Raw genomic sequence first — 16,851 nt, 5'->3', positions numbered from 1 at the left:
GAGATACTTACTCCGAACCATTATACAAAGACAAGAAATGATAAAAAAGATATCATTAAGCCTATTGTTGAGTTGCTTCTTGATGAGCTTGATGGCTCAAGAGGAGTTAAGTTTGTCAAAAGCAATTCAGGTTGGCTTGGAAAACAATTATGAATTAAAAATCATTCGTAAATCGGAACGGATTTCAGAATTAAATAATTCGTGGGGAAATGTTGGAAGATATCCTCGAATTCAGTTTAACCTTCAGGGAAGAGGGATAAAAGACTATAATGAAAGCAATGACTTTACTCGCTTGAGTGTAATTCCATCATTAGATATGAATTGGACACTTTTTGAGGGTTTTGCTGTGCAAATCAGAAAGGATAAATTCGATGATTTGGAGCAACTCTCAAAGGGAAATACGCTGATAGCAGTTGAAAATAGAATTGAGTTGATTATACTGGCTTATTATAAAATCTTACTCGAAAAGGAGAGATTGAAAGTAAGTGAGAAGATTATGAATTTGTCTTCGGACAGGTATGAAAGAAGTAAGGTTGGTAAAGAATTGGGTAGTGCTGTAACTTACGATGTTTTACAATCGAAAAATGCCTGGCTCGAAGATCGCTCTTCCTATTTATTGCAAGAAGTTAATTTTAACAATGCTGTACGCGATTTGAATTTTCTATTGGGCGTTAAAGAGAGTAAAACCTACAAGTTTTCGGATGAGTTTTTGCCAGTAAGCGATGAATACCAATTGGCCAGTTTATTGGATAAAATGCTAAATAATAACAGCAACTTAAAGAATCGTTACATTCAGGAAATGATTCTGAGAAGAGATGTGGAGCTGGCAAGGAGCAATTTTTTTCCTAAACTGAATTTTGGAGCAGGTATTCAGGGCAATAGAATTAGAACAAAGCCGGATGGTATGTCGTCCAATACAATAGATTCTCATAATCTGTATGCCAACCTTAGTTTGAGTTATATGATATTTAATGGGAATTCGAATCGAAGGGCACTACAAATTGCAAGAATCCAGGAAGAAATTGGAAAAATTGAAACAGAGGATTTAAAGCATACGCTTACGAATGCTTTAGCTCAAAGTTGTGAGCTGTACCAAGTCAGGAGGGAGTTGTATTTGTTGGCTGAAGAGAATTTGGAAGCGGCAGAACTGAATTTATCTATATCCAAAGACAAATACGAATCGGGTAGTATTAACTCCTTTAACTATCGCGATGTTCAAATCAATTATCAAAATGTGGCTTTGGCTCGATTAAATGCTATTTTCAATTTGATTCAATCTAGAACCTCATTGGTTCGACTAACCGGAGGAATTTTAAACGAATAAGTAATCTCGAAAATTTTAAAAAAGGCTATTCAACTGATGTGGATAGCCTTTTGTTTTGCATTTATTCTCCAAAATTATCAGGTACTAAAACTGCAACAATTTCACCTGTTACACAGAGATTACCACCAGCATAAAGTTCTGCAACAATAGTTGCCTTACGCTCGTTGATTTTAGCTATTGTACCTTTTATTTCAATCTCCCCATCAATGGGTGTTGGTTTTAAATATTTTACTTGCAATGAAGCAGTAACACATCTTGGAGCATTGTGTTCGCACAATTCAATATTTTGTTGTTTGGCAAAAGCCAATGCTGCCGAACCAGTTCCATGACAATCAATCACCGAAGCCAACATGCCACCATATACAAATCCCGGAATTGCCGTGTGATATTCTTTCGGGATAAATTTGGTAATGGTATGTTCTCCATCCCAATAAGTTTTCAAGTGATGACCATGTTCATTTAATCTTCCACATCCGTAGCATTGTGCAAAATGGTCGTGATAGTAATCTTGTATTCCTTTCATGTTTGTTGTGAATCGTATTTATAATGATAGAATTCTTAGGAACTGTTTAAATTTGTTTTTAGAATTTTTTATCGATGAAAAATGAAGCGTAACAAGGCAAATTTTATGCGAATAGTGGTTCTATTTAAATGGAATTTAACGCAGTTAGGCTTCATGTCTTCATATAAAAAAGCTGAAGGATAAATTTTAAACAGTTTCTTACATCCGTAAAAGTAATTCAATATCTTTCGAATTAGATAATTTTCTAAAGATATGACCAAAATAATCATAGCTCCCGATAAATTTAAAGGATCCCTAACCGGACTTCAGTTTTGTGATGCCATTGAAAAAGGAATCAGAAAACATGTGCCGGATATTGAAATTGAGAAATTACCTTTGGCAGATGGAGGGGATGGAACCGTTGAGGTGTTGCAGTACTATCTTGATGGGGAAATGATTTCGTTGAAGGTGAATGATCCATTAGGCAGGAAAGTAAAAGCTTCTTACTTGTACTCCAAAGCCAAGAAGACTGCTTTTATTGAAATGGCTGAAGCTTCAGGAATTCGCTTGCTTAGCAATGAAGAAGCAAACCCGTTAAAAACTAGTACATACGGAACGGGTGAGCTCATAAAAGATGCCCTTGATAAAGGGGTAGAACACATCATATTGGGAATAGGTGGAAGTGCTACCAATGATGCGGGTATGGGCATGGCCAGGGCCTTGGGCTATCGATTTTTTAGTAAAGACAAAAAGGAGCTCTCAGGAGTTGGTAAGGATTTGCAGGAAATAGAGACCATTGATATTTCCGGTGCACACCCGCAAATCAAGGATGTAAAATTCGAAGTAGCTTGTGATGTAGATAATCCACTATATGGACCCAATGGCGCTGCTTACGTGTATTCGCCTCAAAAAGGGGCATCCTCAAAAATGGTAATGGAACTTGATAATGGTCTTATCATTTTTAATGAGGTGGTGAAGTCTCAGTTTCATTTAGATCTGCAAAATATAAAAGGAGCAGGGGCAGCAGGTGGTCTTGGTGCAGGATGCATACTATTCCTTGGAGCAAACTTGAGTTCTGGAATTGAACTCATCAAAAATGAAGCAGGCTTTGATCAAAAAATTAAAGGTGCCGACTGGATCATTACAGGAGAGGGAAAATTGGATTCTCAAACCTTCTCGGGTAAAGTAATTAGAGGTGTATTGGATTCATTGGAAGATCAGAAACTGGCGCTCTTCTGTGCTTTGGTAGACCTATCAGAAACAGAAAGGGAGAAGCTAAAAGTAGATTACATCTCCGAAACTTCGGGTTATGCCAAAGACTTGCAGGACTCCATGCAAAATGCAGGGAAATACCTAGAGATGGCTGCTGAAAGCTTTGGTGAGATATTGAAAGTTAAAGGTTAAATAAAATAGGTTTCCTTAGACTTTAGAAAGACTCTTTTCCATGATTTGGAGGAGAGTTTTTTGTGCTTTGAATAGATATCTTCATGAAGAATAATTAGAGCAAATTTCAATTTTCAATCAATTCTTTTACATTTGTGGCCTGAACCACATGACTAAATAACCCAAAAAACCTAAATGACCGCAGAGTCCAAATTAAAAATACGCGAGATTGAATTCAAGAAGGTATTTGAATCCTACTTTCCTTCTTTGTGCGTATTTGCCAATAAATTTGTGCGGGATGAGGATTTAGCCAAAGATTTGGTACAAGACGTTTTTGTGAAGATTTGGAACAATGAAACCGAATTCGATTCGGAAAGATCCATGAAGGTGTATTTTTACCTGGCTACCAAAAACACTTGTTTCGATTATTTAAAAAAGCAAAAGCGAAGAGGCTTTACCGAAGAATTAAACGAAGAAGTTCAAATTGAGGATGATTATGTGGTGAATGAAATTGTTCGAGAAGAAACCTATCGACAATTGGAAGGAGCCATTGAGCTTTTACCGGAAAAGGCTCGTGAAATTCTTCGTTTGAACCTGCAAGGCCTGAGCAACCCCGAAATAGCTGAAGAGCTGAATGTGAGCATCAATACGGTAAAAACACACAAGCTTCATGCCTTTAGAAAACTACGTGAGTTGTTCGGAGAACAATATGTGATCTTCCTATTGGTAGAATTCTATCATTTTCTGTAGGCAAACATTTTCGAATTGATTTAGAATCCTTCCTGAATACTCTTATTAATAGCTCAATAATGGGCTTGTTCGATTAAATTCATATTTTTTTTGTGAAAATTTTCTTTTTACTTCACCCCGATTTCAAAAAAGAAGTCTGTAAGATGAAAGGCAATAGGAGTGCACACCTAAATTGTTAGAATCAAATGGAAGAAAGAATTAATAAAAATATTGATATCAGTAAATTACTTGCTTTGTATCTGAATGGGAATTTGGATGAAAAGGAAAGTGAGCAATTGGAAGAATGGTTGAAAGAAAAAGAATCGAACCGAAAATTGCTTGACGAATTGGAAAATGGAAGCAGTACACAGGAGCGTAAGGATATTATCAATAGAATTAATCTTGAGCAGGAGTGGAGTCGTTTTCAGGCATCCATTCAAAAAGAAACCAAAGTAAGAAAAATGCTTTGGAAAGAGATGTTGAAATATGCAGCTATTATTGCTTTGCCTATTTTGGCAGCTACTTACCTGTTAATGCAGGATTATAGCTATGAAGATTACGTATCGGATATTCCTGTAGAAATTGCACCAGGAATAAAATCTGCTGAGTTGGTATTGAGTACCGGAGAAAGAGTACAACTGGGTGAAGAAGATCAAGTGTTAGAGAGAAATGAGCAGCATGTGACTATCGAAAACAAAGATCGTTCATTGAGTTACACTTCATCCGCAAATAAAACTGCCAAATTAAGATACAATCATTTGATTATTGGTAGAGGAGAGGAATACCAGTTAACCCTTGCTGATGGAACCAAGGTATGGCTGAATTCAGAATCGACATTAAAATACCCGACTCAGTTTGCAGATAACATTAGGGAGGTAGAGCTGGATGGTGAAGCCTATTTTGAAGTGACAAAGAATAAAAATGCACCCTTTATTGTAAATACCAAACAATTGAATGTTGAAGTATTGGGTACTGCTTTTAATCTTTCGGCCTACGGAGATGAAGAAAGTATAAAAACTGCCTTGGTAGAAGGTAGTGTGAAAATCTCTCCAAAGTACGAAGACTTGGAAGACATTATCATTAAGCCTGATGAAATGGCAGTTTTAAATAAAGATGAGCATAAATTGAATGTAGAACAGGTTGATGCAAAAAGATATGGGCAATGGAGAGAAGGATTGTTTACATTCAACGAAGAATCATTGGAAGACATTCTGAGAAAACTTTCTCGTTGGTATGATATCTCTGTATTTTATGAGGACGATGGAGCCCGGTATCAATACTTCTCAGGAAAACTGCCTCGATTCAACAATTGTAACGACTTGTTGGACATGATAGAAAAAACAACCAATGTTGAATTTGAAATTAAAAGCGAAAGGACTGTAATTGTAAGAACCAAATAATACTGATGCTTGAGAAAAAGTATCGGCACTATACCAAATAGGAATAGTTTAAATACCAAAAAAATACCGGAACATACTGGTACTATGTCCCGGCTATTTAGAATTAATCATCCCAATGGGATGTACGTGTAACTCTAAACATTACAAATTTATGGAAAAATTTGAATTGTTTCGAATATCTAAGTTATTAGGTGTTCGGAAGAAATGGCTTATTGCTATGAAAACATTTGTATTATTATTTTTTGCATTTAGTTTACAGCTGAATGCCAGTGTGTTCTCGCAGAGGGTGAGTTTGAACCTGAAGGATGTGAGCGCAAAAGATTTAATTCGAGAAATTGAATCTCAAACCAATTTGGGTTTCATCTACAATCTTGACGAGATTGAGAAGTTGGATGGCATTTCGATTGATGCCAAGGAAGAAACCGTGAAAGAGGTGTTAGATGAAGTATTGAAAGGTACTGATTTGACCTATGAGATCGATAAAGAGGTAATTGTGATAAAGCCTCGTCCAGCTGTAGTAGAGGAACAAGAACAACAAAAACCAACAGTAATCAAAGGAAAGGTAACCGATAAAAGCGGAACTCCCATACCAGGTGTAACGGTAATGATTGAAGGAACTTACAATGGTACAGCTACCAATGCTGATGGAATGTTTTCTTTAAATTCTCCGAAACGAAAAGGAGTGTTAATGGTTTCATCTGTAGGTTTTAAAGCTAAAAAAGTAGTATTTGATGGAGGTAAACCGTTGATGATTGCATTAGAAGAAGATGTTTCAAAGTTAGATGAAGTTTCGGTAGTGGCATATGGTACCACAACCAAAAGGGAAATGGTTGGTTCTGTTGCTTCTGTAAAAGGAGAAGCATTAAAAAATGTTCCTGTTTCCAATATTGCAACTGCACTTCAAGGACGTATAGCAGGTATGGATATTCAGAATATGTCTGGTGCACCAGGTGGTGGTGGTGTTTCCACAGTTGTACGTGGATATAACTCACTGGATTCTGAAACAAGAAACTTTTCTGCTCCTTTATGGGTGATTGATGGTATACCTGTTTCGAATATGCAATCTGGTATGACAGGAACTAATGCACTGGCAGAGATTGATCCATCAATGATTGAATCGATTGAAGTGTTAAAAGATGCTTCTGCTGCTTCTTTATATGGTTCCCGTGCAGCTAATGGTGTGATCTTGGTAACAACTAAAAAAGGTAGACCTGGTAAGACAAAGTTTAGTGCTAATGTGTCTACTTCTTATTCATTTGTGCCTAAATTCCCAACTGTAACAGCTGGAGTGGAAGCAAGAAGATTTAAGGAGGAAGCCTTAAGAAAAGCTCGTAATGCAGGTTTTGATGACGACAAAAATGTAGCCATTTATCCAGACTCACATTATGAAGCTTGGAAGATGAGACAGGATGGAATGTATAATTCTGGTTATGATTTCTATTGGGGAAATGGAAGTGTCTGGGGTGTGCCTGACGTTGTTAGATTACAGCAGGACAGTCTTAATTCTTTTTACAATAATTCTACCAATTGGTTTGATATCATGTTCCAAGCGGGTAAGGTCGTTGATGCTAATGTTCAAGCAAGAGGTGGTAATGAAAACATGAATTTTAATATCGGTATTGGATATTATTCCGAAGACGGTATCATGAAAAATTCTGGTTTCGATAGAGGAACAATGCTTGCGAGTTTAAATTTTAAGCCTACAAAAAGAGCAACAATAGATTTCAGAGTTTTTAGTTCTATTAGCTCAAGGAAAAAGACCAGTAATGGGACAACAATTGAGACAGTACCAACAGCTCCTTTTGAATACTCGCCATTTCTTCCAGGAAAAGGTTCTGTGGTCGAAAGTACTCTTTTGCAGAGTATTACAGGTGTAAAGCAAAAAAATCATGATTTTCGTTTACGTGCAAACTTCTCTGTTCTTTATAATCTAACGAAAGGGTTGGATTTTAAGTCCATGAATTCAATCGATTATTCGGTCTCTAAGTTTAATAGGTTTACCCCGTCTTTTTTGAATACGGAAGGATTTTCCAGTAGTTATGGTGGTATGAGTGATTTTACGAATATGCTATCAGAAAACATACTAACCTATAATACATCAATAAATGAATTGCATAATATTGATATACTTGCTGGTTTTTCTTATCAAACTGACAAACAAACTTCTTATAATGGTTATGGCAATAACTCACCAAGTGACTATATAAACTATGTTACTGGCGGATTTCCATATGTAGATGTTAGTCAGGGATATAATCGACAGATGATGCAATATCAATCTGATTTTTCCGAGTCGATATTGGTAAGTGGATTAGCAAGGGTTAAGTATAATTATAACAAAAAGTATCTATTCGAGGCGTCTATAAGACGAGATGGTAGTTCTAAATTTGGTAAGGCAATTCCTTGGGGAACATTTCCATCTGCCAGTGCAGGTTGGGTTTTTAGTGAAGAAAACTTCATGAATTTTTTGCCAAAGATGGATTTCGGTAAAATAAGAGCCAGTTGGGGTGTTTCTGGTATGCAGTTTGACCAGGCATATCTTGCTTATGGTTTATTATCGACAGGTACGGTGCCATTTAGGGGCAATAGTATTTTATCGGCTGATGAACGATATGGTTTGTTGAATGATAAACTTAGCTGGGAAGAAACTACGCAATACAACTTGGGGCTTGATTTAGATTTTTTTAATTACAAGTTAGGTGTCATTTTCGATTATTATTATCGATATACTGATAAACTTTTATATAACGTAGATTTACCTGGTAACTACTCATATTTTAGTGGGCAGGCGATGAATGCCGCAGCAATTTCGAATGAAGGTATGGAATTAACCATTAAATGGGATGTTATTCGAAATGATGAGCTTACTTGGAAAATGAACTTTAATATTGCGAGAAACTGGAATCAATTTAGGGCATCTTATGATGACAGGGATATTTCAAGAAGATATACCATAGGAAAACCAGTTAATGGAATATATGCTCTTCGAACTGACGGTATTATATCCGATGCAAGTAATTTGCCATATAGATATTCGACAGATGGTACGAAGTATTTTTTCAATGCAGGGAATAAATCACAGGTATATACTGTAGGTGATACTCGTTATCTTGATTTTAATGGAGATGCAGAAATCGATCACCAAGACGAGGTATATCTTGGTTCTCCTCTACCAAAAGCGTTTGGAGGTTTACTAAACGAGATAAAATGGAAAAACTTTGATGTTAATTTCCTTTTGAGTTATTCTTTAGGTCGTACGATTATAAATGGCACTCTTCCTACCACTTTAAGTGTGACACAAGACAATATTTCTTTTCCTATCTTGGCAGATTTGAATGATTATACTTTCTGGGAAAAACCAGGAGATGAAACGGATTATCCACGCAACGAGCTAGATACGAGAGGTAATAATATAGTAGTTTCTGATAGATTTGTAGAGCAAAACGTGCATTATGTGAAGCTGAAGAATTTAATCGTTGGATATAAACTACCGAAACACATTACAAATAAAATAGGTATTAGTGGTGCCAGGGTATTTGTAAGTGGAGAGAATTTATTCACAATCACAAATTATACAGGAGCAGATCCTGAAACTGTTAATGTTACAACTGGTATTGATTTAGGAAATAACTACCCACTAACAAGAAAATTTACTGCTGGTCTTACTGTAAACTTTTAAGCAATGAAAAAACTTACATTATTTTTTATAATTACCTCAGTTTTGTTCTGCTCATGTACAGATATGCTAGAGTTAGAACCAGAGAATTCAGTAACCTTTTACAATTATTTCAAGACTGAAAAGGATATTGAAACTACAGTCTTTAGTATGCATGCTATACTAAGGTCAGAATACTTAGGGAATAAGAATTATCCGATGCTATTGGGTAATAAGACAGATAAACTGTCGGACTTTTACGAGAGATTGAGAGCGCATGATCCAAGTATTTTCACATCTACCACCGGTATTCATTGGGAAGGCATGTATGATGTTATTACTTGGGCTAATATGGTAATAGACAATATAGACAAGGCTGAAGATCTGCCTCAGGACAGATACGATTTTTATAAAGGTCAAGCCTATTTTGTCAGGGCATTCATGTATTTCAGAATTATTCAAATCTTTGGAGATGCACCATTAGTTGTAGGTATTCAAGACAATGGTCAAAAGGTCAGAACTCCGTGGAAAGAAGTTTTGCAATTTGCTATAGAAGATGCAAATAAGGCGGCAAAAATGCTTAAGCCATGGGCTGAGCAACGAAATGCTGACAAGTCTTCAGTAGTAAGTAAACAAATACCTGGTAAGGGTACTGCTTATGCACTGCTCGCACATATGCATGCTTGGATGGGTGAATTTGGTAATGAACCAACACACTTAGACTTAGCTGTCAAGGCGGCAAGTAACGTGATTGATGGAAACGCGGAAGAAAATTATGCACCCGAATTTAATTTGGCATCCGATCCAGAAGAGGTTGTAACTGGTGTAATGATCGGCAACCATATCGAATCAATTTTTGAAGGGGATTATGAACTTTCTGAAATGGCTCAAATTAGTCATTCCCAAGTATTATTAGAAGATGATTACCAGTCATGGCCGCATAGACCTGATGCGAGTAAAGGCCGTTACAAAAATTTACCTTTTGGCTTACTGAATGCAACTGTAAGACTAATGTACGGTGATAACGATAAAAGAAGGGATTCCTATTTCTATCAGTTTGAGGAGTTAGAAAATGATCCAGTGCTTGATGGTTGGGCAGTTTTCCAAAAAAGAAGAACCGCGATAATGAATAATTCAAGTGGGTGGGAAGAATTCGAAGCTTGGAAAGGTAATGGTATTATATTTAGGTTAGCTGGAATCATTCTTTTACGCGCTGAGTGTTATGCGAAGAAAGGTGAGAATGATTTAGCGATAGCAGATTTAAATACAATTAGAAACAGAGCTGGAGCTGGTTTATACTCTGCTAATGAGGGAGAATTGTATAAAATCATATTCAAAGAAAGAGAAAAAGAACTTTTAATTGAAGACCACAGATATTTTGATTGTGTAAGAACTGGCATGTGGAAATATGAATTGTCTGAAACTATAAGGAATTTAACAGATCAGGAAATAGCAGATGGAGCATTATTTATGCCAATCAGTAGTCGTGCTTTTAATAATAATCCAGGAATGCGTCAAAACAAATACTGGTTAGGTAAATGGTAAAATTTTAAAAAAACAGAAAAATGAAATATATATTTTTATTAACTCTAGTTGGCATCATGTGTTTTTCCTGTCAAAAACAGGATTTCATAGACACAGGTAAGGCTAACGGTGTAACAGGTGTTAGTATTCTAGAGTATATGAAGACAGATTCTTATAATTGGGATACAACACGGCTTGTAATTGAAAGAGCAGGGTTAACAGAATTGTTCGACGGTAATGATCCTGATCATGAGCAGATAGTGTTTTTAGGTCCAACTAACTTATCAATTTTAAGATGGATGTTGGATATGGATTACATGAAAGTCAGTGATATACCTGTAGAGGAGTGTAAGTCCATGATTTTAAAGCATGTAATAGATGGTAGGTTTTTGAAAGATGATATACCCAAAGGTGTAAAGTATCCTAAGGAAGGAGGAGAGGATTTTGATACGCTAGGGGATAATAAACTGTGGTTATATACATTTACATTGCCATATGGTGGTATACCTGACGCAGGACCTACCTTTTTATATGTAGGTTCTTACAACCTGGTAGATGGTACCATAAATGTGGTAGTAGATATTGCATCACATGATATCCAATGTACAAATGGAGTAGTTCATTCGCTTCATTACAACTATACTTTTGGTGATATTTAAGTTTCTAGATTAAAAACGATGAAAATGAGAAAGATATTTATTATAGCTATGCTTCTAGGTATATTAACAGCATGTGAAAATGTACCTGTTGGATATTTAATAACGGACAATGCTGAGTTCGATCCTGATTTTATGACTATTGATCTTGATTTGGATTTAAGAGAGCCATATATTGACGAAGTTCCGAATCCAGAGTATGAAATGTACATAGGATGGGGTTTTACTCATGATCAACTTGTTAGTTGGGGTATAATGCCAACGATAGAGAAGGAAGTCGCCGGTGAACATTATTACCGTAGTATTCAAAAGATTCCATGGGTGTCTTATCCATTGCAGGGAGTTGATGGTACTAGACCATTATTTTATCGAGTAATCGGAGCCACAAAAGTTGGTGGGGGAGATGTGACTGAACTTCTTAGTAAGTGTAGTATGAGAGGTGACGGTGCTGTTGAGATAGAGTTTGAAAACAATATTACTGCTGGAGAGTATCTATTAGATATTGAGGTTAGTAATGAAGGATATGCGCATGAGCTTCCAAATATGTTAAGGGTAATAGTAGAATAAATATTATTTTGGAGATAGTCACAAGAGGACTATCTCCATCCCTTTAGTTTACAGTTAAATTTTACGAAAGATTTTGAGAATGAATAGGATATGTATAGCATTGCTGCTGCTGCTATTTAGTATTGGCAGTGCCATAGGTCAAGGCAATTTAAATGCCCCTGTGCCGATGAATAAGGCAGTTAGATATGGAAAGCTAGCGAATGGGATCACTTATTATTTGTATCATAATGAGTTGCCGAAGGATAGAGCAAGTTTCTACATAGTACAAAATGTAGGTGCTTTGATGGAAGAAGATAATCAAAATGGTCTTGCTCACTTTCTTGAGCATATGGCTTTTAATGGTACAAAGCATTTCCCTGGCAAAGGTGTAATTAACACATTGGAAAAGCACGGAGTGACCTTTGGAGGTAACATAAATGCATATACAGCAAAAAACGAAACGGTATACAATATAAGCAATGTGCCGACTGATATTAATGGTCTGGTGGATACATGTCTTTTAGTGCTGCATGATTGGGCCAATGGCCTAAGTTTGGAGACGGAAGAAATTAATGCAGAGCGCGGAGTTATAACAGAAGAATATAGACAACGAAGGAATGCCGGTTTCCGTATAATGAATAAAATTGCACCAACGCTGTATAACAACTCAAAACATGCAAAACGCGATGTGATTGGAAGCCTTGATGTAATACAGAATTTCGACCCAGCAACAATCAAGAAATTTTACCATGACTGGTACCGAAGCGACTTACAGTGTATCATCGTATGCGGTGATATTGATGTTAAGCGCACAGAAAAAAAGATTCAGGAATTATTCTCCCAGATTCCTGCCGTGACTGATGGCAAGCCACGTGAATTTTACAGTATAGAAGATAACGCAGAACCAATGTATTGTGTTGCTACTGATAAAGAAATACAACATACTAATATTTCATTATATATCAGACACAAAGCAACGCCAAAAGAAGAAGTCAATCACAAGACTTTAAGGGATTCATACGTGAACAACCTTTACAATATGATGGTTGGCGAAAGAATAGGTGAACTGATGAGAAATGGAGAAACACCATTCTTAAATGCCAATATTAACTATGGTGGTCTAGTTAGGGGTTATGAAGCTCTTACTCTATCTGTCACACCGAAGGAAGGTAAAGACAAAGAAAGCGTTCAAAAGCTTTTTGAAATCAACCAGGACATATTAAAGAATGGATTCACTGCTAATGAGTTTTTGATGGCCAAGACCAACATGATCATGTTCATGGAAAACTACTACAAGCAAAAGGATAAGATTGATACTGAAACTTACGTTAAGGAGTGCCAAAGCCATTATTTGGATAACATTCCAATGGCAGATATTGACTACATATATGAGTTCTTTAACAAGCAGATAAATACCATTACAGAGAAAGAAGTCAAAGCTAAGGCGAACGAGTTATATGCTGATAAAAACAGAGCGATCATTATAACCGGCCCTGAGAAAGAGGGTAAAACTTATTTATCGAAAGAGGAGGTTCTGGATATCATTGCAGCAGTAGAAAGTGGCAAAGTTGAAAAGCAAAGCAGCGAAGCAGTTACAGCTAAACTTTTGGATGTTGATATTACTGGCGGTGAAATTGTTGAAACAGTAAAACTAAAAAGATTTGGTGCAGAGCAATGGACGCTTTCAAACGGCGCAAAAGTCATTTACAGATACTGTAGTTACAATCCAGGGCAGGTTGCGTTTCAGGCTAGAAGTATTGGAGGAAAATCATTACTAGACGTTGAAGATTTGCCGTCTGCCAGTGTGGTAAACAATATAATGAACTATGGATTAGGTCAACACGACCTGAGTACTTTGAAAAAAATATTACTTGGTAAGCAGGCATCTGTAGGAGTAAACTTTTCGGAGTTAAGTGAAAATATTGACGGTGCATGTAAGAATACTGATTTTGAAAGTATGATTCAAATGGTGTATATGTTGTTCGAGCAACCACGTTTTGATCAGCAAATGCATGACCTGATGATTAATCGTACACTGGAGTCGATCAAAGGCGTAGAAAAGACCTATGGTCAGATTCTGAACGATTCCATAAAGATGATATTAAGTTCATACGACCCACGGGTTAGGATAGTTGATGAAGATTACATCAATGAAATTACCATGGCGAAAATGGAAGAAATATACAAGGAACGATATAAAGGAGCAGATGACTTTACTTTCTATATTGTAGGTGATATCAATAAGAAAGAAGTAAAAAAGCTTGTTTCCAAGTATATTGGTGCAATACCTGCTGCTAACAGAAAAGAGAGCTTTAAAGTTCACCCTTATAATTTTCCAAAAGGCAAGACAGAAAAGGTTCTTGAGTTAGAAATGGCAGAACCTAAAGCCGGTACTATACTAACCTATAATATGCTTTCACCTTATTCATACAAAAATATTTATTGTTTGGATATTATGTGTCAGTCTTTGCAACTGAGATTTACTGAGGAGATTAGGGAAAAAGAAGGAGGAACCTATGGAGTACACATCAAAGGTTCAGCCAAAAAGTATCCTGAGAGCAGTGTTGGTGTAAACATTCAGTTTCAGTGTGAACCTGCAAGGGTAGAGGAGCTGAAAGGCAAGGTATATGATGAAATCAATAAGGTTGTGCAGAATGGCGTACGAGAAGACGATTTCAAAAAAGCAATCAGTACTATACGTAAGGTACAGTCTCAAAAAACCAAGAATAATGCATATTGGATGAATATTCTGGATACATACATTTTAGAAGGAGAGGATCATACTACTAAGAAATACTCTCTGGATGTAATCAATAACATTACAATTGAAGATGTTAATGATTTTGCGAGAATGTATTTTGGTAATGCTAATCTGGTTGATATAATTTATAAGCCAAAAGAATAGTACTTATTTTTTAATCTAGAATATTATATCTTTTGTGATAACTCGATTTAAATTTTTACCTTATCTTTTCATAGAAAATTATTACAAGAGATCTGAGACTAAAAATAATATTGAACTTGTATTGGTAAATTTCTGAATATAACGGGTGTGTTCTTTGTAAAAAGGTGCAAAAAACTGTATATATTAGCTTAAAATCCTGTATTGACAAGTGGAAGGGCTGGCGATAGTCGGCTCTTTTTTACATCCTTAATATCTAATTGCCGTATTAGCTACATTCAAATACCAAACAAATTAAGCCATAGTATTCTGTGCAGCTAAACTCGTAGCCCTGAATCTGGTAGACAAAAACCTTTTAAATCATATATCCAAACAGGGCAATTGCTTTTAATATTCTTGATTTCTTATGACTATGTCATAGAAACCTTATCAACTATAAAGATGCAGAAAGCAAAACAATAACTTTACTTGCGCTACAAAAAGTAATTAGTATACAATGATAAGTAAAGAAAATTTTAGCGCATTTAAATAGGGTAATCATTTAATTTTTAAACAGGTTTTTGATAACTATTACAAAGGCCTTAATTATTTGCACGAAAGTACTTGGACAACAAAGCTGCCATTGAAGACCTTTTGCATGAGGTTTTTACAATGCTCTGGGAAAAGAAAGACCCTCGCAGAATGCAATGGACGTTAAAGCTTTTCTTTATGTAAGAACATGCAATAAAGAAGTTAACTATTCACGTCATCGAAAAATTGTTAAAAGATGGCCCTATTGTTGAAGATTTGAAAAATATCAAATAATCCAATATCAAAAGCAGAAAAGAGATCGAAGAGAAAAATAATTTTTAGCTTAGAGTTATTTCATCAACCTTAATGCATGAAGTTGATTTTGTTCCAAACAAAAAATATGTGAAACAGATTGAGGGGATAACTTCAGATGTTATACATGATTTTGTAAAAGAGCTATTAAAAAAAATGTTAACACCGCAGAAGTAGTAGTGAATCCAAAATTTAAATAAATAGAGATTAGTTAGTGGTGAAAGAGAGCAGAGTAAAAATCTATTCCCAATTGATATGCTAAATATTCTCTGCTCTCGCTCTTTTTTGATGGAAGAATATAAAGGAATTGTTCTTATGTATCTTGTAATGTAGAATTTTGTGTCATGCCAATTGAAAAGGTAAGGTTTACAATTGGTATAGTAGTGTGTAGCTATTGTCGTAAGGCAATCGCTTATTCCAATTCCAACACTTATTTTACCATCGGATTGTATTTAGTAACTATTAGCCAAGTTTTAATCCATAAGATAAATGTCTTTACAGATTTAGTTTATCGCTGCCAGGAGTAGTCATATTTTAATATGTGGCTACTCCTTTTTATAAGAGCTACATTAAAATATTGACAGATTGAAAGGGATATAGCTAGAATTTAGATTTATACACTGTATTGAAATATGAAAATAAAAAGTTTACAACGTATATATGGTATTCTTTATGATTGCCCTTTTAGTGATAGATTAGCGGCTTGTCCTTTATTTTGTATTGATGAGTTAAGCTTTAAGCAGAAGGTTAATTTTATAGATGAACTTTCTGTTGAGGAGGTAGATAGAATATTAGTTAATCATAAGCAATGTTCTTGGAAAAGGGAAAATGAGCCTTCAAAATTAGTATTTAGGGAATATAATTATCTGTAACAGATTTCGTGACGTATTATACTATTTTTTTTATTTCAGCTTGCGTCTAAAATAAATCTACAAAAAGTATTTAATCTTCTTGAAGCAGCTGCTTATTTCCTTTTGCAGTTTTAAATTCCAAATTACTCTAAGTTCATTAAAGCTACACTTAAAAATAAGTGCAGCTTTAATTTATACAAGTCAATTTACCTCAAAGCCTCCAGGGTAATACTATCTACATTTGATTTCTGACCAACAATTTGTCCTTTGTAAAGGAAATAGGCATAGTAGGTTCTGGTCTCAGGTTTTAAAGGATCCATTCTTGCTTTGGTATCTTTCCAGAATGGTCGGGTTATGGTCTCTTCGTATTCCATTTCCTGTTCGCCATAGCTAATTCTGCAAAACAAACGAATGCCGTCAAAAATAGATTTTGTGTACTTAATTCGAGGAGCACCAGAAACCAACTCTACATGAATTTCAGGCCTTTGAGTATCCGTGTCGATTACACGATGAGTAGAACTCAGTCCAAAATCCTCTAAGATTGCAGGAGTACAGTT

General features: G+C 35.7%; 12 protein-coding genes. 10 read left to right on the top strand and 2 right to left on the bottom strand.

What is annotated here, in order from left to right; all coding sequences use genetic code 11:
- The first annotated feature begins 37 nt into the window (after positions 1–37).
- A complete protein-coding gene (locus tag DF185_RS21995; RefSeq protein WP_110363747.1) occupies positions 38–1,324 on the top strand; it encodes a TolC family protein in 1,287 nt (428 codons plus the stop codon).
- 61 nt (positions 1,325–1,385) lie between these two features.
- On the opposite strand, the gene DF185_RS21990 is transcribed toward DF185_RS21995, so the two are convergent.
- A complete protein-coding gene (locus DF185_RS21990) occupies positions 1,386–1,847 on the bottom strand; it encodes a PaaI family thioesterase (RefSeq protein ID WP_110363745.1) in 462 nt (153 codons plus the stop codon).
- A 252-nt stretch (positions 1,848–2,099) separates the two neighbouring features.
- On the opposite strand from DF185_RS21990, the gene DF185_RS21985 reads away from it, so the two are divergent.
- From DF185_RS21985 to DF185_RS21945, 9 genes are all read left to right on the top strand, one after another.
- Entirely contained in the window at positions 2,100–3,230 is a 1,131-nt protein-coding gene (locus tag DF185_RS21985; RefSeq protein ID WP_110363743.1) for a glycerate kinase, read from the top strand.
- Positions 3,231–3,404: 174 nt separating this feature from the next.
- Entirely contained in the window at positions 3,405–3,959 is a 555-nt protein-coding gene (locus DF185_RS21980) for an RNA polymerase sigma factor (RefSeq protein WP_110363741.1), read from the top strand.
- Between the two features lie 185 nt (positions 3,960–4,144).
- Entirely contained in the window at positions 4,145–5,338 is a 1,194-nt protein-coding gene (locus tag DF185_RS21975) for a FecR family protein (RefSeq protein ID WP_110363739.1), read from the top strand.
- A 151-nt stretch (positions 5,339–5,489) separates the two neighbouring features.
- Positions 5,490–9,017: a SusC/RagA family TonB-linked outer membrane protein gene (locus DF185_RS21970; protein WP_165836100.1), complete on the top strand. Its 3,528-nt coding sequence runs from the start codon at positions 5,490–5,492 to the stop codon at positions 9,015–9,017.
- 3 nt (positions 9,018–9,020) lie between these two features.
- The gene (locus DF185_RS21965; protein ID WP_110363735.1) at positions 9,021–10,538 is read left to right on the top strand and encodes a RagB/SusD family nutrient uptake outer membrane protein; all 1,518 of its coding nucleotides are present in this window, start codon (positions 9,021–9,023) and stop codon (positions 10,536–10,538) included.
- A gap of 20 nt (positions 10,539–10,558) precedes the next feature.
- Entirely contained in the window at positions 10,559–11,176 is a 618-nt protein-coding gene (locus DF185_RS21960) for a fasciclin domain-containing protein (protein ID WP_110363733.1), read from the top strand.
- 24 nt (positions 11,177–11,200) lie between these two features.
- Positions 11,201–11,740, top strand: coding sequence for a hypothetical protein (locus DF185_RS21955; protein ID WP_133250126.1), 540 nt, complete (start codon positions 11,201–11,203; stop codon positions 11,738–11,740).
- A 79-nt stretch (positions 11,741–11,819) separates the two neighbouring features.
- The gene (locus tag DF185_RS21950; RefSeq protein ID WP_110363729.1) at positions 11,820–14,624 is read left to right on the top strand and encodes a M16 family metallopeptidase; all 2,805 of its coding nucleotides are present in this window, start codon (positions 11,820–11,822) and stop codon (positions 14,622–14,624) included.
- A 1,451-nt stretch (positions 14,625–16,075) separates the two neighbouring features.
- Positions 16,076–16,315, top strand: coding sequence for a hypothetical protein (locus DF185_RS21945; RefSeq protein ID WP_110363727.1), 240 nt, complete (start codon positions 16,076–16,078; stop codon positions 16,313–16,315).
- 185 nt (positions 16,316–16,500) lie between these two features.
- On the opposite strand, the gene DF185_RS23655 is transcribed toward DF185_RS21945, so the two are convergent.
- Positions 16,501–16,851 (bottom strand): hypothetical protein (locus DF185_RS23655; protein ID WP_165836099.1); only part of this gene is annotated, 351 nt, incomplete at its 5' end.

Source organism: Marinifilum breve (assembly GCF_003202155.1).
GTDB classification, from domain to species: Bacteria; Bacteroidota; Bacteroidia; order Bacteroidales; family Marinifilaceae; genus Marinifilum; species Marinifilum breve.
The sequence above is the reverse complement of the archived record's forward strand: the minus strand, read 5'-3'. Positions and strand labels throughout refer to the sequence as shown.